We start from the raw sequence: 23,929 nt of genomic DNA, 5'->3' as shown, positions 1-23,929 counted from the left end.
AGCATTAGTCCATTAATAATTGTCGGGTCAGCGTTTCGATATAGTTCTCATCAAGCCCGGTGGGATAACCATCAAAGGCCAGGTGCAGATACTCATGGGTTAAATCAAGCCGATCCTGAAGCGTAAAGAAGTTACGAATAAACAGCCGTTTCTGCTGCCGATCGGTATAGGGGAAACCTGAGACTAAACGGCAGACCGCAAACACGTCTGGTTCGTTGTACCCCGTCTCGCCTTGTAACATACCCCGCCACTGCGGCATTTTTTTCGCCAGCCAGGCCTTCGCTTTGGGTAATAACTGGCAGGTTGAGCGTGGCGCTCCCCAGCGGCTAAGGCTGTTGTCGGGATAAGCAAACGCGAGTATCTGGTCGTAACGCTCTCCCTGCCCCGCCTGGGCGGTGGCTTGCCGCCAGGAAAGCGTCCCTTCGGTAGCGCGACTGCCGTGATAATGGACCGGGTCGCCCGCATAGATGAGATCCTGCGTCCAGGCGGTCATCATTCGCGCCCCCGTGGTAGCTGGCGAAGCAGAAACACGCTGCGTGGCACTGCTGTCGGGGATGGTCAGGCAATCGCCTTCCCGATTGGCGTTTTGCTGTAAGAAAGTGCGAATCGCCACGGTCATAGCTTTCGCTGCCTCAGGGGGCGTACTTTTCGCCTCGCGGTCCAGTACTCTGGCAACGTACTCTTCACGATCAAGATGCGACTGCAATTTCAGTTTGCCCTTTTCTGTCAGTAAGGTCGTCTCACCGTGGCTGACAAACGTAATGTGGTTACCATTGGCAAACGTCACACGATAGCGCCCATTAAGTACGCCGGGTTTTACTGCTGTCGTACTCTTTTCCGCCGTGATTTTCTTCAGCGGATAACGGGCAAACAGCTCCACCTCTACACATTGCCCACTGGCAACTTGCGTCGGCACTGGCAATACCCGATTAAGCACCGTCGCATAACGGGTCAGTACCGTTTTGCTGGTGCCACTGCCAGTAACCCACAGCGGTGTACCATCGGTTAACCAGCCGGCAAAACCACCCTGCCGGATTTCCTGCTCATCATCGGCAAACCAGCTCCAGGTTTTCACCCTTACCCGACTACCGAGCATGGATGCGACACCGATTTTCGCCTCGTCCAGCACCACATCCAGTAAGATTTCCTGAGCTTTGTTTTGCGCGGGTAACGTCGCTAATGAATCAAGCAGCGATTTAACCGTTACCGAGGTTTCTGGCTTCAGCGTCGGAAGAGACGCTAACCACGCAGGTGCCTGACGCTGTTGCCAGTATTGCCCCCACACATCTGCGCCAATATGCAACCGCTGCGGTGCAAAATAGAGCCCACAGGAGCGTACCAGCGCGGTATCGCGCGTTATGCTCTCCCCAGCCTGACAACAATAAACCTCTTCCGGGGAGTTTCCGCGACACTGGTAGGGCTGCTCCGGTTGATGGGTATCCTCCAGCCAGGCGTAAACATACAGTTTCCACAAACTCCCTAACGGCGTGGTGAGTGTGTCAGGTAATGCCGAGACTTTGGTCACGCCTGATGACGACAGCTGATACAGTTGATCGTGCTGCGCGCCCCGCAGCGCCAGTTGTAACGGCGTCTCCTCCGCAAGCGTTGGCAGAGTAACCAACGCTAATAGCCAGACGATTCTGCGCCAGTTCACTTATTTCACCTGCATCCCGGTCCATTCGCTCCCTGCCGCAACACTTTGCTGTGCAGGTGCATAGGAACGCACATAACGAGCAGGAGGCAGAACGAATTGCCCTTTTTGCGAGAAGCGCAGCAAATGGCGGAAAGTGACCGTTCCCGTCAGTTCTTTCACCGGCACCATATAGGCCAGTTCGCCCATTTCATTTCGCGCTTTTTCCAGCAACTGCCCCTGCTGTTTTCCAGCGTTCGGTTTATTGACCGAAATGCCCCAGGTTGTACGCTCAACATCGGCTCCCGGCGGGAGCGGTACTTCCACCTGACCGTAGCGCAGAGCAGCATCTTGCTCGCTGGTAAGTGTGATTTCATCGAGATACAGCGCATCGCTGTCAATCTCATTGCTGGTGACAGGCTGTAAGGTAAAGTTCATATCCTCTTCACCCGGGATAAGCCGATACAACTGTCGTTCAACGGTCACCGGAATGTTACTTTGTTGAGCCGTTTTTGCCGGTTCACGCCAGCGAACCTGCACGTTTTGCGGCGGTAATTCGTCACCAAAAGAGAGAATGTCCGGCACGCCCTGACCAACCCAACGCCAGTATTCACCCCCGCCGGTTAACTTATGTTTGGCCCATGCGCCCGCAGGAGCAGGTAACGTAACCGGAGGCATCGTCGCCATATATTTTGCCAGCCAGTTCATTGCCAGCGCGCGCTCAATAGTGGATTGTTCAGCGGTTAAACCACTTAAAATAGCGGCAGCCTGGGTGGCGTCGCCTCCGCTATTGAGCAGCACAACCGTGTGCGCCAGCGGCTGGTTACTGTTTGCCGCTTTATCCCACGCATATTGCTGAACCTGTGGCATCACAGTGGACTTCAACTGCGCTTTTTTCAGCAACGTCATGGTTAAGACGTTTGCCACCGCATCTGCCAGTGGAGATTCAGGTATATCGAGGATCAGACTGTCATTGATATCGCTGGTGTCTGCCTCAGAGAAATCTTTAGTTTTAGTTCCGCGCCGGGCGATAGCTTCATCCAACCCTTTCAACAACGTTTTGCACGGCAGATTCATCTCCTGCGCCCACGCCAGCACCAGCGCCCGATGCAATAACGGCATGTTATCCGCCTGCTCCGCGTAGCTGTCGAGCATATGCTGCCAGTATTCCGGTTGTTGCGTTACGCCGAGCGCCTGGCTGGCCTGCCAGTCGGCGTACCATGCCCATGCCGTGAGGAATGCGTCGCCATTGCCATCTTCACCCCACCAGGTAAAGCGCGCTCCTGGCCCCGCCAGTTGCATCAGCCGCAGACGGTTATCCTGAATCATCTGACGAATGTCGTTAGCGGCGGCACTTTGATGATCGGCAAGTGAACGCCAGGCGAGACTGAGCGGGATCAGACGGCTACCGGTGTTGATCACGCCACCCCACGGTTCATCGACTAACGCATCAAGATTGTTACGGAAAATCTCCTGCGGCGTTTCGCTACTTTGTAGCCGGATATTGCTCGCCTGCTCGGGCAACATCAGCGCGTTATCGCCACCGCCGAGCATGACATTTTTCTGCTGTTCAATGGGCCAGCTGTTATCCACAAAAGACAGTTTTGTGCTAATACTGTCCTGCACTTGCCCATTTTGTTGCAGTTCTGCACTTAACAAGCCAGATTGCTGAATATTCTGCGTCAGCGAAATATAATTCGCCCCTTTATGCAACGTCAGCGTCTGACGCACCTCCGCGCCTGAAAATTTAGTCACCAGTGCCACCGGTTCGTTATCCTGCTGACTGAAGATAAACAGTCCTGCCGCCGGTTTGTCACCCATGCGATATACCGTTGGCATACTCCACTTCATGTAGAGATTTTTTTCCGAACGCAAATAAGCACGCCCCTGCCCGACCAGCCCGTCGCCGTTCATCCCACGCGCGGTGATGCGCCAGCGGGTTAATGAATCAGGCATCAGGAACGTGAAATACGCTTTGCCTTGTTTATCGGTTGTGAGTGACGGCATCCAGGCAGCGGTATCCACCTCTTCACGCCGTGGACGTTCCAGCATTTTCACTCGCCGCTCGCTGCGGTTAGTCGCGCCAGGCGCAACAGGTTCGCTGGAGAGCGCCTGGTCGTAGCTGATAAATGACAGGCTGGAGCTGGTACGCACATTGTTACGCCCCAGCGGATAGAAAAATTTGCCGATATTTGGCGCGATTTCCGGTTGCAGTGCGTAGATCATTTCATCGACCACACCAACCGTTAGCTGAGCAGAAACAGGTTTACCTTTCAGCGACGAGGTTAATTCGACATTGACCAGTTCACCAGGCTGGTAATGGGTTTTGTCCGTTTTCACCCGGATATCCAGCTGGGGAACGGCAACTTTGATCCCGGCGTTCTGAAAACTGTACTGACCGTTACGGGTATACAGCACCGAAAAAGTGATGTTAGGCGCAAAGGAATTGCTCACCGGTACGCGGGCTTCATACTGGGTATCGTTTAAACGTTGTAACGTCAGCCAGTTTGCCGGATGCGATAGCAGCGACTGCTGTTCAACGCGATCACGTTCCAGCGTCAATAACGCTTCATCAATTGGCTCCGGGAAGGTAATCAGCATCTTCGCGGTTTCGCCTGGCTGGTACAACGTTTTATCCACCACGATATCTACCGTACCAGTATGCGCCGTGCTGCCCTTACCGCTGACGGCATGGCTTAACCCGGCGAGAATTAAGCCGTCTTTATCGCGTAACGTCAGGTTGTAATTGCCTGGTTTATCGAAATTGACGGTAAAGGATTTGCCGCCAGAAGGTAGATCTCCGCTGTGGCTCGTGCGGTCTTCCAGACGCAACCACTCATACGTAACAGGAACCTGTTTTGAAGATTCCAGCGCAGCATAACGGAAAACAACCGATTCACCGCTATTGCTGTATTGTGCGGCGGTGCTCAAAGTGTAATGCGCCAGACCACGTTCAATGAGGATCTCTTTGGTGGTGGTGACACGATACGCCGCGCCGTCACTGGCGGAGACAGTTAACAAATAACGGCTTGGTTTATCGGCGGCGGGGAGATTTAACGCCACATGACCATTATCGTCGGAAACCGTTTCACTGCCTTCCAGCGACACCGGGAAACGTCCGGCATAACGCAAATCGTTACCGACCATTGATAATTGCTGAGCGCGCAAACTTAACTGCACGCGGGCATCTTTTACCGGCTCGCCATCCGGGTAAAGCAGTTGCAGTTTGCCGCTAACCGCTTCGCCTGTTTTGAACTCTTTTTTGTCGAGAGCTAAACCAATCTCAAAATGTGGCTTGATATAGTTGGCTACGCGAAAACTACTGCTATAGACCTGATTGCGGTAAGCAAGACGTAATTCATAACCTCCGGCAACGGCATTTTCTGGCAGGCGGAAACTCCCCTGCCCGCCATTACGCGCATCCAGCGTGACATTGACGGTTTGCAACAGGCTGCCATTAGCATCCAGCACTGAAAGTTTCGCCGGTGCGCTGACGATAGGGGATGAATGCAACGGATCGTGGAACTCGCGGCCCATCACTTTAACATCGACACGATCGCCTGCGCGATATAGCGGGCGATCAGTAAAGATATACAAGCAGGTATTGTAGATTTCACTTTCGTAGAAAAAATTCTCGGAGACAAAAACGCCGCCTTCTGCATCTTTACCCAGAATGTATGAACGTTCCGGCGATATATGTTGTAACTGCAAGGTACCGCTGTCATCGGTCACACCACGAGTCATCACGCCAAGACCGTCAGTCCACAGGATCTCTGAGCCTGGCTTCGCTTCACCCTGTTTTTTGCCAGCAGTCCACACCAGAAGTTCGTTGCCTGACACTTTGCTAAGCGCCACGGTATCGGAAACAAACACCACCGTCGTTGCCCGATACCCACCGACCATCGCTTCGACGAGATACAGTCCCGGCTCTTGTTTGCCGAGAGGAATATAGATGTTGCCCGGCTGCGGCGAGATGAAATTGCTGGATGCGCCTTCCAGTTTTACCCCTTGCTGCGGCTCGACCGGTTTTGCCTGCCATAGTGGATAGCGGAACTGTTCCACCAGTGGATATTTTTTCAGCGGTGAAAACTGGCTGTTCTGTACATAACGGGAAGGTTTAACAATGGCATTACCGAGCTGTAATTCGGGTAACGCCTGAGTCACATTCTGCCGTGACTGAGAAGAGAAAGTACGCTGCATTACACGGCGAGATTTGCCATACCAGTTATCCCACAGCCAGGTTAGCGTATTGTTCAGCCCGTCGCCCAGATATTGCGGTTGCACCACAATGCGATGCAGGTTTTTCTGCTGGCGCAAAAATGCCATCGGGTCAGGAATACGATACAGGCGAACGTCCACGCCGCCGTACTCTTCCATCTGGTAACGCCGATAATCACGCCCCGGCGCTTCCAGTCGCACTTTCGCCTCTTCACTGCTGCTAAAACTGCTGTCAGCGAGCAAAAAGAATGTTCCCCCGGCGGGCGGCGCATAGTTACTGGAAGGAAGCGAATCATCAGCGTTAGCAAGCCCTGTTCCCACAAGAGACAGGCACAAGCACGCTGCTATCGCGCCAGAAAATTTAAACGATAAATGCCAATGAAATTGGGATTGGAATCGTTGGGTATCCATCGGGTGTCCTTCCATGTCATAAGTTGTTGCAGACTGACTGCGCGCATTCCGTTGTCAGTTTTCGTGGGGCTTCCGGTGTGGTAGATGACGTAACGCCCCATCCAGACCATTAAGTGCTGGGCATCGCCCTGATCGAAAAAAATCATATCGCCAGGCAACGCCTGGTTTATGTCCTGGCCAATAAATTGGCTGTTGTACTGAATCAAATTAATCGCGGTCACATAGGGGCCGGTTTTTCCGTTCCCCTGATTCCAGTTTTGCGCCAGTTGACGCTGTTCAGGTGTTAGCGTCATTTCAGGCGGCAAATACTGACTTGCTATACCGTTACTTTTTAGCCATTTGCTGTCGTGAACTTTCAGCGCCTCGTTCGCCGAAAATCGCACCAGGCCCGCACAATCCTGCTGATACCAGCGCGGACTTGGCCCCTGGCGAAGCTGTTCCTGTGCAATACGCACAAACCAGGCGCGAAACAGCTCCGATTGTTCGACATTCAGCATTTCGCTATGAGCAACAACACAACACAGCCAGCAAATCAGCGCCAGCAGCCCGAGCCTCATAGTGGCTGCCAGGTAATGGGTAGCCACTGCCAGGCGGCACCGGGTTCCATCTGGGCCAGCTTCATGACATAACGCGGTTGTTGAGATAAAGCGTCCAGCTTCGGCATTAATAAAGTTTGTGCGGCGTTATAAAAAACCGGTTCGAGATTCTTCGGCAGACTGGTCAGCGTTTCGTTACGCAGCAGTTTCGCCACGCCTTGTGGATTGATATAGACCGGAACAATGCCTTCAGTGGGTATCACATCCACCATTGCCGGGCGGGTTTTATTCAGTGTTTGCAACGCGTTATTGACCAGCGTGTCATCGAGGGAGAAAAGCATCGTCTTGTTTTGCATCGCCAGCGACACGCGGAAAAAATAATCCGCCATTAATTGATCTGGTTGCGCCGCCTGTGCTTTCGGATACTGACCGTATCGGGAACTCACTTCGCGACGCCAGATTTGCGCTTCGCCCTGCTGCGTCTGGGTTACTGGCAATATACCTTCTGCGGCTTTGCTTTCGTGCGCACCAATATTTTGCGTAAACAGTTTTCCTGGCAATTGCACTTGTTCGGCAGAGCCATCAAACTGACCGACAAACAGCGGAGTTTGCAATTTTGAATCTTCATACCAGCACAGCCCCGCAGCACCGTCTAACGCCCCGTTGAGCTTGTCGTTTTCCTGGCTGATGTGGGAAAGCATCTCTTCAGCAATACCATGTGAATAAGGCACCGCCACACAGAAGCTGGCCCCTGCAGGCATACTGTTCCATACAGGCGTAAAATCGAAACTGGCATCTACGCTTGCGGATTCATCATTTAACGCCAGAAAACTGTGCCAGCCGTCGTTGCTCATTTCGAAGCGCACACCAGCAAAAGAAGGCATTAATCGCTGGTAGCCAAAACCCAGCAAATTTGCACTGACCACGATGCGCTGGCGTACTGGCGTTTTTTCGGCAGTACGCTCTTCCAGGCCAAAGCTGGCTTGCCAGCGTTTTTTACCGCTCAACAAATCACTTGCGATCGCCGTGGCTTCGGTATCCTGCTGATCATCTTTAAACAGCATGTCCGTGCTGGAAAACACCAGCATCTTGTCCTGATAAGTTGCGAACATCAGGGCGTTATTGCCGTTATAGCGCAACTGATAAACCGGGATGGTTTCACTATTTAGCTTAATACTACTGATTTCCGTTTTACTTAACTGGCTGTCGCTGGTAGCGGCAAACAGCAATGGCTCCAGCAGCTTGCTTAAACCACTTCGCTGGATCAGCACCATATAATGAGAAAGATGGCCTTGTTTATCGTGCCATAGCGCCGCCTGCGCGGGCTGATCTAAGAGTGACGAAAAGAGCTTATCTTTTAGTGTAAGATCGTGTTCGTAGACAATGCGGCGAATGCTGCCTTCAATGCCCAGACGGTCGGCATGGTTCTGATAATAAAAAACGAAATCTTCGCTTAGAACATCGTGAAGAAAAGGAATAGTGAGAAGATCTTTGGGAAGCTGGCTTAGAGAGTCGCTGTCGAGAAAGAGATCCGGCTCATTGAGATCGATTTGCAGATTGTTGTGTACCACCAGCGGCGACAACGTTTTTTCTGGCCCACTACCAGCATATTGCAATGCCCAGACACCAGCGGAAAGCAGTACTATTGCGCCAAAACCCACAAGACCATAGAACCGCCAGCCTTTCGCCTTTTTTTCACTACCCATTGCCACATTCCTTGTGTAAAGCCAGCCATTTTTTATGGGTACAGCAAAACTTTACCGCGCCCTAATACGACAAAAGCCCAGACTTTGCAGCCTGGACTTCAATTCAAAAAAGGGAGATAACTCCCTTTTGGCATGAGGCGATGAAATTATTCTTCTTCTGGCTCGTCGTCAACGTCCACTTCCGGAGCGATTTCATCGTCCCCTTCCGCAGCACTGCCGTCGATGGTATCCAGATCTTCCTCGTCAACCGGTTCAGCAACACGTTGCAGACCCACCACGTTTTCATCTTCCGCAGTACGGATAAGGATCACGCCCTGGGTGTTACGGCCCACGATGCTGATTTCAGAAACGCGAGTACGTACCAGCGTACCGGCATCGGTGATCATCATGATCTGGTCGCAGTCATCTACCTGCACCGCGCCAACCACTAAACCGTTACGTTCGGTAACCTTGATGGAGATAACCCCTTTCGTCGCACGCGACTTAGTCGGGTATTCCGCTACCGCAGTACGTTTACCGTAACCGTTTTGCGTTGCGGTGAGGATTGCACCATCGCCACGAGGCACGATCAGAGAGACGACTTTATCGCCTTCACCTAAGCGAATACCGCGAACACCGGTGGTGTTGCAGCCCATCGCACGGACAGAAGACTCTTTAAAGCGCACCACTTTACCTTCGGCGGAGAACAGCATTACTTCGTCTTCGCCGCTGGTCAGGTCAACGCCGATCAGCTCATCGCCGTCAACCAGTTTGATCGCCACTTTACCGGCGGTACGCAGACGGTTGAATTCGGTGAGGACAGTTTTCTTCACGGTACCGTTAGCGGTCGCCATGAAGACTTTCACGCCTTCTTCAAACTCGGTCACCGGCAAGATCGCAGTGATACGTTCGTCCTGCTCCAGCGGCAGCAGGTTGACGATCGGACGACCGCGCGCGCCACGAGTGGCTTCCGGCAACTGGTAAACTTTCATCGAATAGACGCGACCACGGCTGGAGAAGCACAGAATATGGTCGTGGGTGTTCGCCACCAGCAGTCGGTCGATAAAGTCTTCTTCTTTAATACGTGCGGCAGATTTACCTTTCCCGCCACGACGCTGCGCTTCGTATTCAGAAAGCGGCTGGTACTTAACGTAGCCCTGGTGAGAGAGCGTCACTACCACATCTTCCTGAGTAATCAAATCTTCCAGGTTGATGTCTGCGCTGTTGGCGGTGATTTCAGTACGACGTTTGTCACCGAACTGTTCACGAACCAGCTCCAGCTCTTCACGGATCACTTCCATCAGACGATCGGCGCTACCAAGAATACGCAACAGTTCCGCGATCTGATCCAGCAGCTCTTTGTATTCGTCGAGTAGTTTTTCGTGCTCAAGGCCGGTCAGTTTCTGCAGACGCAGATCCAGAATCGCCTGAGCTTGCTGTTCGGTCAGGTAGTACAGACCGTCACGCACGCCGAACTCTGGCTCCAGCCATTCCGGACGCGCAGCATCATCGCCCGCACGTTCCAGCATCGCGGCAACGTTGCCCAACTGCCACGGATTAGCAACCAGCGCCGTTTTCGCTTCTGTAGGCGTCGGCGCATGACGGATCAGTTCGATAATCGGATCGATGTTTGCCAGCGCCACGGCTAATGCTTCAAGGATATGAGCACGATCGCGAGCTTTACGCAGCTCGAAAATAGTACGACGGGTCACCACTTCACGGCGGTGACGAACAAACGCAGCGATGATGTCTTTCAGATTCATGATCTTCGGCTGACCATGGTGCAATGCCACCATGTTGATACCGAAAGAAACCTGCAACTGGGTCTGGGAGTAGAGGTTGTTGAGCACCACTTCACCGACCGCATCGCGTTTGACTTCAATCACGATGCGCATACCGTCTTTGTCAGACTCGTCACGCAGCGCGCTGATGCCTTCCACGCGTTTTTCTTTTACCAGTTCCGCAATTTTTTCGATCAGGCGCGCTTTGTTCACCTGATACGGAATTTCGTGGACGATAATGGTTTCACGTCCGGTTTTGGCGTCAACTTCCACTTCAGCACGGGCGCGGATATATACCTTGCCGCGACCGGTACGGTAAGCTTCTTCGATACCGCGACGACCGTTGATGATTGCCGCCGTCGGGAAGTCCGGCCCCGGGATGTGTTCCATCAGCCCTTCAATGCTGATGTCTTCATCATCGATATACGCCAGACAACCGTTGATGACTTCCGTCAGGTTGTGTGGCGGGATGTTGGTTGCCATACCTACGGCGATACCGGAAGAACCGTTCACCAGCAGGTTAGGAATTTTGGTCGGCATGACGTCCGGAATTTTTTCCGTGCCGTCATAGTTATCAACGAAATCGACCGTCTCTTTTTCGAGATCGGCCATCAGTTCATGGGCAATTTTCGCCAGACGGATTTCCGTATAACGCATTGCCGCCGCAGAGTCGCCGTCGATGGAACCGAAGTTACCCTGACCGTCTACCAGCATGTAACGCAGCGAGAATGGCTGCGCCATACGGACGATCGTGTCATAAACCGCCGAGTCACCATGGGGATGGTATTTACCGATTACGTCACCAACGACACGGGCAGATTTTTTATAGGCTTTGTTCCAGTCATTGCCTAGTACGTTCATGGCGTAAAGTACGCGACGGTGTACCGGCTTCAGGCCATCTCGGACATCCGGCAGCGCACGGCCAACAATGACCGACATCGCATAATCCAGATAGGAGCTCTTCAGCTCTTCCTCAATGTTGACCGGTGTAATTTCTCTCGCAAGGTCGCTCATCTAACCGCTATCCCTCTACTGTATCCCGGATTCAAAGGTCGCAAATTATAACACAGCCGCGCAGATTGAGGTAAACCTATACGCTTTATTCACATCCAATGCCTGATATACTCGTTTGTCTTGCCAATTACGGAGTAGAAGTGCCAATGAATGCCGAAAAATCGCCGGTAACCCCTAACGTAGACCACGAAGAGATCGCTAAATTTGAAGCCGTCGCCTCCCGCTGGTGGGATCTTGAAGGTGAGTTCAAACCGCTGCACCGCATTAACCCGCTGCGTCTGGGCTATATTGCCGAGCGTGCTGGCGGTTTATTTGGCAAAAAGGTACTCGATGTCGGTTGTGGCGGCGGCATTCTGGCCGAGAGTATGGCGCGCGAAGGCGCGACAGTGACCGGTCTGGATATGGGCTTTGAGCCATTGCAGGTGGCAAAGCTGCACGCGCTGGAAAGTGGCATTCAGGTGGATTACGTGCAGGAAACCGTGGAAGAGCACGCGGCAAAACATGCCGGGCATTATGATGTGGTGACCTGCATGGAGATGCTGGAGCACGTCCCCGATCCGCAGTCAGTGGTCAGAGCCTGTGCGCAACTGGTGAAACCGGGCGGCGATGTTTTTTTCTCGACGCTTAACCGCAACGGCAAGTCGTGGCTGATGGCGGTGGTTGGTGCTGAATATATTTTGCGCATGGTGCCTAAAGGTACGCATGATGTGAAGAAGTTTATTAAACCGGCAGAATTGCTGGGCTGGGTGGATCAGACCAGTCTAAAAGAACGGCATATGATCGGACTGCATTACAACCCGATCACTAATACTTTTAAGCTCGGCCCCGGCGTCGATGTGAACTATATGCTGCACACGCAGAATAAGTGAGGTTGTTGTTTGGATTCATCCGGCAACCGTGCCAATGCCTGATGCGACGCTTGCCGCGTCTTATCAGGCCTACAAATGCTCCCGTAGGCCAGATAAGGCGTTTACGCCGCATCCGGCAATAGTGCCGGTCAGACAGCGATTACCATTTCACCCTCATCGATAGAAACCCAGCCGTTTGGACAAAACCATCGTCTCCTTTCTGCCACACCACGCTGCCACGCAGGGAAACTCGCTGACTTATATTGCCTGTTATCCCCACTTTTATTTCACCCCGTTGCTTCACCGCATCGTCACTGATAGCGCTGCCATCTTCTTCAATCCCCGCCGAATGGGGATCGTGATAATAATTCAGATCCAGGGTTGGCGTGATATGCACAGCGGTACGCCATTCGCTGTGTATCCCCAACCGCGTCTGAAGATCATCGCCCTGCGATTGCGATACCCGCGCATGGTTAGCAGCGGTAAAATCATCCTGCTGCACACCCTGATAAATCACCTGCACCTGTGGTTCAATCACCACACCACGCCCCGGTAACCACTGATACCCCGCTTCCAGCGAGGCGATAATCCCCGATGAGTGGTAATGATCCACGCCATCTTCATGTTCGGAAACATCATTGTTAAACCACGCGTATTGCAGCCAGCTATCCAGCCAGGCCCCCTGTTTTTGGCTACGGTGCTGAAACCAGCTTGAGGTCAGCCCAACGGCATAACCGTAGTTCTGGTTATCAGCGCGAGTTCCGGTCATGTTTGATCGACTGTCACCCTGGTTATCGCTGTAGCCGCCCACGGCCCCTAGCATCCACTGGCCATCATCGCCCCAGTATCCGCTTAACAAGTTGCCGCTAAGCTGTACCGTAGAAGTGTCTTCATGCTGGGCCAACTGCCCTGCCGCCGTGTAATGATAATCTCCGCCGATAACACGTAAATTCAGCGTCTGACCATCGCCACCAGCGTGATCGCGTCGCTCCATCACAAATGCCTGATTTGCCGCACGTAGGTTATTGAGATAGCCACCAACTTTGGCGTTCAGCACCGGCTGGTAGGCAGGCGTAGGGGCTGGAGCCGGGTCGGGTGTTGGATCAGGATCCGGCGTGGGATCAGGATCTGGAGTCGGGTCCGGATCGGGCGGCGGCGTCGGAGTGACTTCTTGCGATCGCAGATACCAGTCGTTGTTATCTTCCACCAGCGTGTAGTCATACGCTCCCATATTAACGTAGCCGCTGCCCGCAAGACTAAACAGCGCATTGTTTTGAAATTGCGTGGGATCAGCAGTGAAATCAACCACTTTAATACCTGTAGAAGTCGGTTCACCAGTGCCGGTAATGGGGTTAACCACCACGGTCGTGTTACCCGAGGTATTGCCGTTCAACACCAGTTGGTCGCTTACCGAGTCATCGCCGTTTAATTCGCTGTCGAGAAACAACGTACCGCCGCCGGTGTAATCACCGTTTACCGTGAGCGTATCGCCAGCGACGCCATTTTGCAGACTGACTGTACCGGACATATTGGTTAGATCACCATTAACCGTCACATCGGAAAGATAGGTCAGGCTGTCAGTTTCCAGGTTAGTATTAAGCTCGCCTGTCAACGTCACGCCATCGGTGGCATTCACCAACGTACCGTCGCCGTTAAACAGCGAGGCATCCAGTGCGGCGGAAGTATCCTGACTCGTCAGGCGCAAAACGGTGCCATCACTGATGTCGATAGTGCCGCTGGAAGTCGCATCAATAGACTGGATATCCTGATCTGCGCCAGTCTCGAACGTTGCTCCGTCACCAATCCACAGCGACGAAGCATAAGGAAAAATATCCGCAACATCGCCTTTCAGGGTACCTTCTTCAACACGTACCGCAGACTGCGTAGTACCGCTGGCGGTCAGCTCCAGGGTGCCAGCACCCGTTTTAGTCAATGTGCTACCCTCATCCTGATGCTGCCCGCTGCTGTCAGCCATCAGTGCGCCCCACTGCGTGTCTACCCCCGCATCAACTGCCACTTCACCGTCGGCGCGCATTTCAATATCACGCCCATGCTCAACCGTTGTAGAGCGAGTATCGACATTAGCAGTAATCTCCATCACGCTTTCTTGTTGATTATCGGTAAAGATAACCTGGCGGTTATAGTGGGTATCTCCAAGCTGCGAGTTGTCACTCACCACCAGCGTACCGGAAGCAATTTGCGTTGTGCCGAGGTATTGATTGTCATTTGCCAGGCTGACCTGCCCATCACCCGCATCGACCACCACGTAGACGCCATCTTTCCCGTCGCCGCCGATATGCATATCGTTTCCGCCTGCAAGATCTACCACATCCTGACTGCCGATAACCGTTCCGCTGCTGCCGCTGACTTCAAGGCCATCGTTGTATGATGTGCCGCTCTGCCAGGTGGAGAAATCAGAGAGATCGAGCACACCGCCGTTTAACACGATCGACTGCGGCTCGTCCTGGAGAGCGGCGAGATCTGCCGCGTCGCCTTCTAGCGTAAGCACCGCGCCATCATCAACGACTATATCGCCAGTTAGCGCCATCGACTGCGCCCCTGCCAGCACGTAGCTGCCGTTTTGCGCAATGGTGAGCTGACCAGCACCTTCGATGGTGCCAGCAAAACTGCCTTGATTAACAGTAACATTGCCACCAGCATCGATATTTAAAGTGCCATTCTGAAAGCCCGTCAATGCGTGCACAAAGGTTTGTTGGGTGGAGCCAACATTTAGCTCTGCCTGATTCTGGTACTTATCAATGCTCCCTATCGTCAGACCGTAGCAGTCTTGCGGATCGTCCTGGCAATGATTATCTCCGACATTCATCAGGGAGTTGCTGCGACCCAGGGTAACTTCACCGTTTTCAATCTGCATCTCACCAGTAAAGTCATTGTTATCTGCATTAAGTACTAGATCGCCGGAACCTGTTTTGGTGATCAACCCGGTACCAGCAATAGAGTCAACAGCTCCATCATTCTCTGTATTGCCGATAACCAGCGTTTTTCCGTCGGCAATATCAAAGGTAACTTCACTTAAGCCGAGATACATAAAGCCGCCCGCCGCAGTGGAAGGACCATCCCCATAGCCTGCTGCGCTATTGTTCTCATCGATTAACACACCGCCGTTCTGGCTGTAGCTGTCATCAACAGAAATATCAATAAGATAGGGAGCCGTCACGCTATTGGTATAAATTGCCCCGCCATAACCTTCGGCAGTGTTATTTGTAAATGCGGTGTTATTTATTATTGTGAAACCTGACGGATGCGTGATATCGCTATTATTATCGGTGACATCGATTGCACCGCCATCGCCATCACTGTAACTTGTTGATGTATATGCCTGGTTATTATTAAAAACATCATCACTTAAATAGACATCATTATTGATGGTATAAATTGCGCCACCTTTGCCATCATTAGCGATGTTATTGCTAAACATGGCGTTAGTGACACGTAAATCGACGGCACCAGTATCATTAGTACCAGAAGAATAGATTGCGCCACCATAGCCGCCTGCGACGTTACCGGAAAAAATAACATCAGTAAGATTCAGCGTTGAGTTTTCTTTAGCAAATATTGCCCCGCCATTATTATATTCTCCTGAGACAGTATTATTGGCAAACAGAGTCATTCCAGTTTCATTTTCTGGCGATAGAGAAAACTCCGCTCCTTGTTGCAAAAATACGGCGCCACCGCTGGCATTATTGGCCATACCCGAAAAAATCACCCATTGCCCATCGGCGATGCTCCAGTCCTGCGTAATGCCTGAAAGGCTTTGCCTGCTGGCCTGACAACTCGCTTTGATATCATATCCCTGGCATGAATCCAAAACCTCCGCGACACTGTTAACAGAGAAAAGAGATGCAATCATTGACGGGAGTAAAGATAAATACTCCTTGCGTAGAAAGATAATCCGCATATTCATCTAACCATCATTTTCTATAAGACGGCGTATTTAATCGCATTATGCGCTATGGGGTATATTTCTTTTGTAAATTGTACAACCCGGCGCAATGACTATTTTGTTATTATTTGATGAATAATATCAGTGTGTCATAATTCAAATTAATAACCCTAAGGTAAATCGGTTATATTTAAACTGAATTAAAGTAATAAATAATATTCTTATAATATATGCAAAAGTAACAAATTGGCTTGGTATTTAACAATAACCGGATAGAAAACAACCATTTCCGACTCAACAATCGCTTACATTCGCTTATATATTGACCACAACTGATACATCAGATTATGTGATGATTCGTGCTTAGATCAATTTTGACAATCATTAGCGACAAGATTAATAAACCATCTATATCAATTTACCCATACTATTCTGCCGTTCAAGAAATCGCCGAACAGTTATTTTTAACAAATTTTTCTCTTCCCATTGACTTTCCCGGATACCTTGTCTGACCTAAGTTGCGCGGAAGCCACTTTTTCCTTCCTGAGTTATCCACAAAGTTATGCACTTGCAAGAGGGCCATTTTCACACTATCTTGCAGTGAATCCCAAACATACCCCCTATATATAGTGTTCTTAGCAGCTTCCCTCACTACAGGTAGTCTGCATGAAGCTATTGCGGAAAGAATTCCAAAAACAGGTACGACATACATGAATCAGAATCTGCTGGTGACAAAGCGCGACGGTAGCACAGAGCGCATCAATCTCGACAAAATCCATCGCGTTCTGGATTGGGCGGCAGAAGGACTGCATAACGTTTCGATTTCCCAGGTCGAGCTGCGCTCCCACATTCAGTTTTATGACGGTATCAAGACCTCTGACATCCACGAAACCATTATCAAGGCTGCCGCAGACCTGATCTCCCGTGATGCGCCGGATTATCAGTATCTCGCCGCGCGCCTGGCAATTTTCCACCTGCGTAAAAAAGCCTATGGCCAGTTTGAGCCGCCTGCGCTGTACGACCACGTGGTGAAAATGGTCGAGATGGGCAAATACGATAATCATCTGCTGGAAGACTACACGGAAGAAGAGTTCAAGCAGATGGACACGTTTATCGATCACGACCGTGATATGACCTTCTCTTATGCTGCCGTTAAGCAGCTGGAAGGCAAATATCTGGTACAGAACCGCGTGACCGGCGAAATCTATGAGAGCGCCCAGTTCCTCTATATTCTGGTTGCTGCGTGCCTGTTCTCGAACTACCCGCGTGAAACGCGCCTGCAATACGTGAAGCGTTTTTACGACGCGGTTTCCACATTTAAAATTTCGCTGCCGACGCCAATCATGTCCGGCGTGCGTACCCCGACTCGTCAGTTCAGCTCCTGCGTACTGATCGAGTGCGGCGACAGCCTGGATTCCATCAACGCCACCTCCAGCGCGATTGTTAAATACGTTTCCCAGCGTGCCGGGATCGGCATCAACGCCGGGCGTATTCGTGCGTTGGGTAGCCCGATTCGCGGTGGCGAAGCATTCCACACCGGCTGTATTCCGTTTTACAAACATTTCCAGACAGCGGTGAAATCCTGCTCTCAGGGCGGTGTGCGTGGCGGTGCAGCAACGCTGTTCTACCCGATGTGGCATCTGGAAGTGGAAAGCCTGCTGGTGTTGAAAAACAACCGTGGGGTTGAAGGCAACCGCGTGCGTCATATGGACTACGGGGTACAAATCAACAAACTGATGTATACCCGTCTGCTGAAAGGTGAAGATATCACCCTGTTCAGCCCGTCCGACGTACCGGGGCTGTACGACGCGTTCTTCGCCGATCAGGAAGAGTTTGAACGCCTGTACACCAAATATGAGAAAGACGACAGCATCCGCAAGCAGCGTGTGAAAGCCGTTGAGCTGTTCTCGCTGATGATGCAGGAACGTGCGTCTACCGGTCGTATCTATATTCAGAACGTAGACCACTGCAACACCCACAGCCCGTTTGATCCGGCTATTGCGCCAGTGCGCCAGTCTAACCTGTGCCTGGAAATCGCCCTGCCGACCAAACCGCTGAATGATGTCAACGACGAGAACGGTGAAATCGCGCTGTGTACGTTGTCTGCTTTCAACCTGGGCGCAATTAATAGCCTGGATGAACTGGAAGAGCTGGCGATTCTGGCAGTACGCGCACTCGACGCGCTGCTGGATTATCAGGATTACCCGATCCCGGCCGCCAAACGTGGAGCGATGGGTCGTCGTACGCTGGGTATTGGTGTGATCAACTTCGCTTACTACCTGGCGAAGCACGGTAAACGCTACTCCGACGGCAGCGCCAACAACCTGACGCATAAAACCTTCGAAGCCATTCAGTATTACCTGCTGAAAGCGTCTAATGAGCTGGCGAAAGAGCAAGGCGCGTGCCCGTGGTTTAACGAAACCACTTACGCGAAAGGGATCCTGCCGATCGATACCTATAAGAAAGATCTGGATGCCATCGCTAATGAGCCGCTGCATTACGACTGGGAAGCACTGCGTGAGTCAATCAAAACGCACGGCCTGCGTAACTCTACGCTTTCTGCTCTGATGCCGTCAGAGACCTCTTCTCAGATCTCTAACGCCACTAACGGTATTGAACCGCCGCGCGGTTACGTCAGCATCAAAGCGTCGAAAGACGGTATTCTGCGCCAGGTGGTGCCGGACTACGAGCACCTGCACGACGCCTATGAGCTGCTGTGGGAAATGCCGGGTAACGATGGCTACCTGCAACTGGTGGGTATCATGCAGAAATTTATCGATCAGTCGATCTCTGCTAACACCAACTACGATCCGTCACGCTTCCCGTCAGGAAAAGTGCCGATGCAGCAACTGCTGAAAGACTTGCTCACCGCCTACAAATTCGGGGTCAAAACGCTGTATTATCAGAACACCCGTGACGGTGCTGAAGACGCACAAGACGATCTGGTGCCGTCAATCCAGGACGATGGCTGCGAAAGCGGCGCATGTAAGATCTGATATTGAGATGCCGGATGCGGCGTGAACGCCTTATCCGGCCTACGGCTCGGTTTTGTAGGCCTGATAAGACGCGCCAGCGTCGCATCAGGCACAGGATGCGGCGTAAAATGCCTTATCCGGCATTAAACCCCAACAGGACACATTCATGGCATATACCACCTTTTCACAGACGAAAAATGATCAGCTCAAAGAACCGATGTTCTTTGGTCAGCCGGTCAACGTGGCTCGCTACGATCAGCAAAAATATGACATCTTCGAAAAGCTGATCGAAAAGCAGCTCTCTTTCTTCTGGCGTCCGGAAGAAGTTGACGTTTCTCGTGACCGTATCGATTACCAGGCACTGCCTGAACACGAAAAACACATCTTTATCAGCAACCTGAAATATCAGACGTTGCTGGACTCCATTCAGGGTCGCAGCCCGAACGTGGCACTGCTGCCGCTGATCTCGATCCCGGAACTGGAAACCTGGGTCGAAACCTGGGCGTTCTCAGAAACGATTCATTCCCGCTCCTATACCCATATCATCCGTAATATCGTTAACGATCCGTCTGTTGTGTTTGACGATATCGTCACCAACGAGCAGATCCAGAAACGTGCGGAAGGGATCTCCAGCTATTACGATGAGCTGATCGAAATGACCAGCTACTGGCATCTGCTGGGCGAAGGTACCCACACCGTTAACGGTAAAACCGTAACCGTTAGCCTGCGCGAGCTGAAGAAAAAACTGTATCTCTGCCTGATGAGCGTTAACGCGCTGGAAGCGATCCGCTTCTACGTCAGCTTTGCTTGTTCCTTTGCCTTTGCAGAACGCGAACTGATGGAAGGTAACGCCAAGATTATTCGCCTGATTGCCCGCGATGAAGCCCTGCACCTGACCGGTACACAGCATATGCTGAATCTGCTGCGTAGCGGCGCGGATGATCCGGAGATGGCGGAAATTGCCGAAGAATGTAAGCAGGAGTGCTATGACCTGTTCGTCCAGGCGGCACAGCAAGAGAAAGACTGGGCGGATTATCTGTTCCGTGACGGTTCGATGATTGGTCTGAATAAAGACATTCTCTGCCAGTACGTTGAATACATCACCAATATCCGTATGCAGGCAGTCGGTTTGGATCTGCCGTTCCAGACACGCTCCAACCCGATCCCGTGGATCAACACCTGGCTGGTATCGGATAACGTACAGGTTGCTCCGCAGGAAGTGGAAGTCAGTTCTTATCTGGTCGGGCAGATTGACTCGGAAGTGGACACCGACGATTTGAGTAACTTCCAGCTCTGATGGCCCGCGTTACCCTGCGCATCACTGGCACACAGCTGCTGTGCCAGGATGAACACCCTTCCCTTCTGGCGGCGCTGGAATCCCACAATGTGGCGGTTGAGTATCAGTGCCGCGAAGGTTACTGCGGCTCCTGTCGCACACGCCTTGTTGCAGGCCAGGTGGACTGGATTGCCGAACCGTTGGCCTTTATTCAGCCGGGGGAAATTTTGCCCTGTTGTTGCCGGGCAAAAGGCGATATTGAAATCGAGATGTGATCGGGTACTTGTGCCAGATGCGACGCTTACGCGTCTTATCTGGCCTACGTGATTACATGGCGTAGTAATACGCTTTAACCTGCTCCCAGTCCGCTTTAGGGATCGGCTCCAGATATTTTTCCAGCTGGCGGAAATCATGATTAATCGCTTTATGCCGACGTAAGCGGCGACGACTTTTCTCCAGATCAAGAAAACCAGCTTCTACCATGCCTTCTGTTTTCACATAGATGTGGCGAACGTAACAACAGCCATGCTGACGATTAACGCTATGCATTTTCTTAAACGCCATCGCCACAGCTTTCAACATGGCTTGCCGAACATCGTCAGAATAAGGTGTTACTGCATGCTGGGCATACCAGTCAGCAATACTTATGAACCCCGCCATATCTTCCGTCACCAGCAACGCGCGCCATTCACCCTCAATTTTCACCGCTTCACCAAAAACGATTTTCGGCACAATGACACCAGCCCGTTCCAGTTCTTTAATTACCGCAACCTCACGGACAATCGTCGGTCGACCGAACGGATAACGTACGGAATGAAACAGATGATGCGTCATGCGCTTCACATACAGCTTTTTGCCATTGCGCTCGACGCATTGCACCCCGCTCATCCCATTACGGCGATAGTTAGGCTCTTCAACCCAGTCGCCCTCTGTTGCCCACCAGTGATTAAATTCGTCGTACTTTGCTGAAACTGCCATACCCTATCGCCTGTCATTTTTTATTAACGACAATGACTATAGGTGGTTACCTGCGAAAAATCTTAATGAAACGTGTCGTATTAATGAATTTCTTTTGCCACTACTAGCGCGACACCGCTTTTACCCTTCATTTGCAGCGCATAGACTCCACCAGCCACTACCACTAATAGTGCACCCAGCAGATAAATCATTCGGTAGCCAGTTTGTGCAACCATCATCCCCATCACACAGGCTCCCAGCGCCAGGCCTGCATCCATCGCATTGAAGAATAGGGAGTTTGCGACACCGATTCTATGCGGTTCCACTGAACTGATAATCTGCGTCTGAAAAACTGGCGTCACGGAACCATACCCGATACCAATCAACGCGCCAGAAACAACCATCATTATGCTTCCCTGGATGTAGCCGAGAACCACCAGTCCTACCGTAAAGAACACAAGGCAAGGGTAAACCACATATTTCGGTCCTTTTTTGTCGCAGACATTGCCGGTAAAGGTACGGCAGATCATCAGGAAGATAGCGTAGCAAAGCAGGAAATTACTGGCTGCCGACATCAGGTTAAGTTCGCGTGCATAAAGCGCCAGAAAAGCAGAAACCCCGGCATACGAAAAGGTCATAAAAAAGGTGACCATCGCAAATGGCAACGCCGCGCGATCGAACATGGCGGCGAAGCCCATTTTCGGCGTTGAACCATCAGCATGGCTGATAACCGGCGGCACTGTCATAATCAGCGACAGAATAATCCCCACCGCTGCCACGCCGATGCATAACTAGAAAGCCATATTAAAGGCCTCCCAGCGCGCCATATTCAGACCAATCCACGGCCCGACCACCATTGCCAGCCCCATTGCCAGAGAGAAAAAACTGATGCCCTCCCCACGTCGGGAGGCCGGGATCAGCCGCGCGGAAATCGTTCCTTTTACCGTAGTGATAACCCCGAAGGTAATACCATGAAGCACCCGAATAAAAAGCAGTGATTCAATTGAGTGGCAAAAAGGATACAACGCTGTGACCAATAAAAAGGCCAGAGAAGAGAGCACCAGAATAGTTTTATTCGAGTATTTACCCACCCATTGCCCGGCAAATGGGCGAATAACAATGGCGGCAATTAAAAATAAAGTCACCAATAAACCGGCTTTATCAGGAGAGGCATGCAAGCGGTCAGAGATATAAATTGGCAACAATGTTAGTAAAACATAAAAGACGAAGAAAATAATAAAGCTGATGATGGTTATTGCCCAAAAATCCTTCGTCCATAACTTCTCTTTCATACCCTACCGCCTGTCAGGATGACGCACGCAGACAACACTCCCGCTACTGCGGTTGCGTCAAATTGTGATGTACTTTGCAGAACAGAAGTATAAATGGCGGCATGCTATTAGAGAAATTAATCGTTTTAATATTATTAATTAGCAAACTCTTATGACTCTTACCCAAATAAATTCTTTACTCGCCGTGCTGGATTACGGTGGCTTTACTGAAGCCAGCAAGCGATTGTTCATGACGCAGTCGGCGGTAAGTCAGGCAATTGCTGCCCTCGAACAAGAACTTGGTGTGAATATACTGTTACGCGATCGCCGTAAAGCTATACAACTGACCACAGCAGGTCATCGCATTGTGCAACATCTGCGCGCCATTAATCGGGAAGTTAACGCAGTAAAAGAGATAGCCGAGCAGGAAAAGCAGAACCCTCAAAGAACGCTGAGACTTGGTTGTTTCCCCAGCGTCTGCGCCTGTATCTTACCGGCTGTGATTCGCTACTTTGAAATTCATCATCCGAATATAAAAATTATTCCTTTCGAGGAAAATAGCACAGCGATTATTGATTCCCTTCAGAATGAATCCATTGATGCCGGTTTTGTTCATTTTCCGGTGAGCGGAATGTACTCCGTGCCTATTTATCAGGATAAATTCACCGTAGTGTTACCGCCCGACCATGCTCTGGCAAAAAACAGCACTATTACAGTGGAAGAGTTAATGGGTGAACCATTAATTATTAGTAAAGGACGCTATGAATTAAGCATTATGGCACTATTTAAAGAAAAGAATATTACCCCACAGATAAAATATGAATTTAATCACCCGGATACAGCGATCAGTTTTATTCGACAGGGATTAGGCATCGCCTTATTACCAGAGTTAACGCTGAAAACCATTGCAGGTGAATTGTGTTCCGTTCCTCTCGAACCAACCTTCTATCGACAGATTTCGTTGTTGGCTAAAGAAAAGCCGGTAGAAGGCAGTCCACTGTTTTTACTACAAACGTGTACGGAACAACTCGTGGTGAGTGGAAAAATTTGATGTGAGACATGAGATTGATGACAAATGTAAGATTGCCTGATTCGCCACACTTAGTTGGCCTGTAGTCTTTACCATGCGTAATAATTCGTTTTCACCTGATTTTGGTCCACTTTGTGAATTAGCGATAAATATTTATCCAGTTTAGGGAAGTGACAATGACTCCAGGTAGAAACCGGTATGAAGCGCCCGACTCACTGTCAAAACCGATTGTTGAGAGTAATGACACTCCGGCGAACAGTACACAGTTTACTCTGGAGCCATTCTCAATCTTCAAGTGGGATACCTAATAACTTGTCAGGGAAGTTATCAATATCTGTTTGTTACTTATTACCGTATTTATTAACAATAATGATACTTTCTAACATGCGTAAA

12 protein-coding genes and 1 pseudogene are annotated in these 23,929 nt (G+C 51.1%); 5 read left to right on the top strand and 8 right to left on the bottom strand.

Annotation, left to right across the window (positions count from 1 at the left end; genetic code table 11):
• Positions 1–4: 4 nt before the first annotated feature.
• The 5 genes from FQZ95_RS18685 to gyrA form a co-directional block, all read right to left on the bottom strand.
• Positions 5–1,654 carry a DUF2300 domain-containing protein gene (locus tag FQZ95_RS18685; RefSeq protein ID WP_160530510.1) on the bottom strand — a complete coding sequence of 550 codons (1,650 nt, stop codon included), beginning with the start codon at positions 1,652–1,654 and terminating at the stop codon, positions 5–7.
• The gene (locus FQZ95_RS18680) at positions 1,655–6,169 is read right to left on the bottom strand and encodes an alpha-2-macroglobulin family protein (protein ID WP_337190703.1); all 4,515 of its coding nucleotides are present in this window, start codon (positions 6,167–6,169) and stop codon (positions 1,655–1,657) included.
• 23 nt (positions 6,170–6,192) lie between these two features.
• A complete protein-coding gene (locus FQZ95_RS18675) occupies positions 6,193–6,816 on the bottom strand; it encodes a DUF1175 domain-containing protein (RefSeq protein ID WP_160530509.1) in 624 nt (207 codons plus the stop codon).
• Entirely contained in the window at positions 6,813–8,501 is a 1,689-nt protein-coding gene (locus tag FQZ95_RS18670; protein ID WP_160530508.1) for a DUF2138 domain-containing protein, read from the bottom strand. The genes FQZ95_RS18675 and FQZ95_RS18670 overlap by 4 nt, the downstream gene beginning before the upstream one ends.
• Before the next feature lie 146 nt (positions 8,502–8,647).
• Positions 8,648–11,275, bottom strand: coding sequence for a DNA topoisomerase (ATP-hydrolyzing) subunit A (gyrA, locus tag FQZ95_RS18665; protein ID WP_137544281.1), 2,628 nt, complete (start codon positions 11,273–11,275; stop codon positions 8,648–8,650).
• A gap of 146 nt (positions 11,276–11,421) precedes the next feature.
• Here gyrA and ubiG point away from each other — a divergent pair, with 146 nt between their 5' ends.
• The gene (gene ubiG, locus FQZ95_RS18660; RefSeq protein ID WP_000990784.1) at positions 11,422–12,144 is read left to right on the top strand and encodes a bifunctional 2-polyprenyl-6-hydroxyphenol methylase/3-demethylubiquinol 3-O-methyltransferase UbiG; all 723 of its coding nucleotides are present in this window, start codon (positions 11,422–11,424) and stop codon (positions 12,142–12,144) included.
• 139 nt (positions 12,145–12,283) lie between these two features.
• Here the strand turns inward: ubiG and yfaL are convergent, their stop codons facing one another.
• Positions 12,284–16,042: an AIDA-I family autotransporter adhesin YfaL/EhaC gene (gene yfaL / locus FQZ95_RS18655; protein ID WP_160530507.1), complete on the bottom strand. Its 3,759-nt coding sequence runs from the start codon at positions 16,040–16,042 to the stop codon at positions 12,284–12,286.
• Between the two features lie 695 nt (positions 16,043–16,737).
• Between yfaL and nrdA the strand changes: the two genes are divergently transcribed.
• The 3 genes from nrdA to yfaE all read left to right on the top strand — a co-directional run bounded on the left by nrdA (position 16,738) and on the right by yfaE (position 20,553).
• Entirely contained in the window at positions 16,738–19,023 is a 2,286-nt protein-coding gene (gene nrdA / locus FQZ95_RS18650) for a class 1a ribonucleoside-diphosphate reductase subunit alpha (protein WP_001075170.1), read from the top strand.
• Positions 19,024–19,168: 145 nt separating this feature from the next.
• Positions 19,169–20,299: a class Ia ribonucleoside-diphosphate reductase subunit beta gene (nrdB, locus tag FQZ95_RS18645; protein ID WP_000332037.1), complete on the top strand. Its 1,131-nt coding sequence runs from the start codon at positions 19,169–19,171 to the stop codon at positions 20,297–20,299.
• Positions 20,299–20,553, top strand: a complete 255-nt coding sequence (gene yfaE / locus FQZ95_RS18640) for a ferredoxin-like diferric-tyrosyl radical cofactor maintenance protein YfaE (RefSeq protein WP_000135040.1) — start codon at positions 20,299–20,301, stop codon at positions 20,551–20,553. The genes nrdB and yfaE overlap by 1 nt, the downstream gene beginning before the upstream one ends.
• Positions 20,554–20,605: 52 nt before the next feature.
• Here the strand turns inward: yfaE and inaA are convergent, their stop codons facing one another.
• Entirely contained in the window at positions 20,606–21,256 is a 651-nt protein-coding gene (gene inaA / locus FQZ95_RS18635) for a lipopolysaccharide kinase InaA (protein ID WP_000301053.1), read from the bottom strand.
• Between the two features lie 80 nt (positions 21,257–21,336).
• A pseudogene (locus FQZ95_RS18630) lies at positions 21,337–22,527 on the bottom strand (MFS transporter).
• 151 nt (positions 22,528–22,678) lie between these two features.
• On the opposite strand from FQZ95_RS18630, the gene FQZ95_RS18625 reads away from it, so the two are divergent.
• Entirely contained in the window at positions 22,679–23,557 is an 879-nt protein-coding gene (locus FQZ95_RS18625; RefSeq protein WP_088541280.1) for a LysR family transcriptional regulator, read from the top strand.
• Positions 23,558–23,929: the final 372 nt, after the last annotated feature.

The organism is Escherichia sp. HH41S (genome assembly GCF_009820115.1).
Classification (GTDB): Bacteria; Pseudomonadota; Gammaproteobacteria; order Enterobacterales; family Enterobacteriaceae; genus Escherichia; species Escherichia coli_F.
This window is presented reverse-complemented; position numbering and strand designations above follow the sequence as displayed.

What these genes read in the sequence shown, in the direction of transcription:
- nrdB (WP_000332037.1), top strand. Translation starts at nt 19,169, where the DNA reads ATGGCATATACCACCTTTTCACAGACGAAAAATGATCAGCTCAAAGAA.
- yfaL (WP_160530507.1), bottom strand. Translation starts at nt 16,042, where the DNA reads ATGCGGATTATCTTTCTACGCAAGGAGTATTTATCTTTACTCCCGTCA.
- inaA (WP_000301053.1), bottom strand. Translation starts at nt 21,256, where the DNA reads ATGGCAGTTTCAGCAAAGTACGACGAATTTAATCACTGGTGGGCAACA.
- FQZ95_RS18670 (WP_160530508.1), bottom strand. Translation starts at nt 8,501, where the DNA reads ATGGGTAGTGAAAAAAAGGCGAAAGGCTGGCGGTTCTATGGTCTTGTG.
- yfaE (WP_000135040.1), top strand. Translation starts at nt 20,299, where the DNA reads ATGGCCCGCGTTACCCTGCGCATCACTGGCACACAGCTGCTGTGCCAG.
- gyrA (WP_137544281.1), bottom strand. Translation starts at nt 11,275, where the DNA reads ATGAGCGACCTTGCGAGAGAAATTACACCGGTCAACATTGAGGAAGAG.
- ubiG (WP_000990784.1), top strand. Translation starts at nt 11,422, where the DNA reads ATGAATGCCGAAAAATCGCCGGTAACCCCTAACGTAGACCACGAAGAG.
- nrdA (WP_001075170.1), top strand. Translation starts at nt 16,738, where the DNA reads ATGAATCAGAATCTGCTGGTGACAAAGCGCGACGGTAGCACAGAGCGC.
- FQZ95_RS18625 (WP_088541280.1), top strand. Translation starts at nt 22,679, where the DNA reads ATGACTCTTACCCAAATAAATTCTTTACTCGCCGTGCTGGATTACGGT.
- FQZ95_RS18675 (WP_160530509.1), bottom strand. Translation starts at nt 6,816, where the DNA reads ATGAGGCTCGGGCTGCTGGCGCTGATTTGCTGGCTGTGTTGTGTTGTT.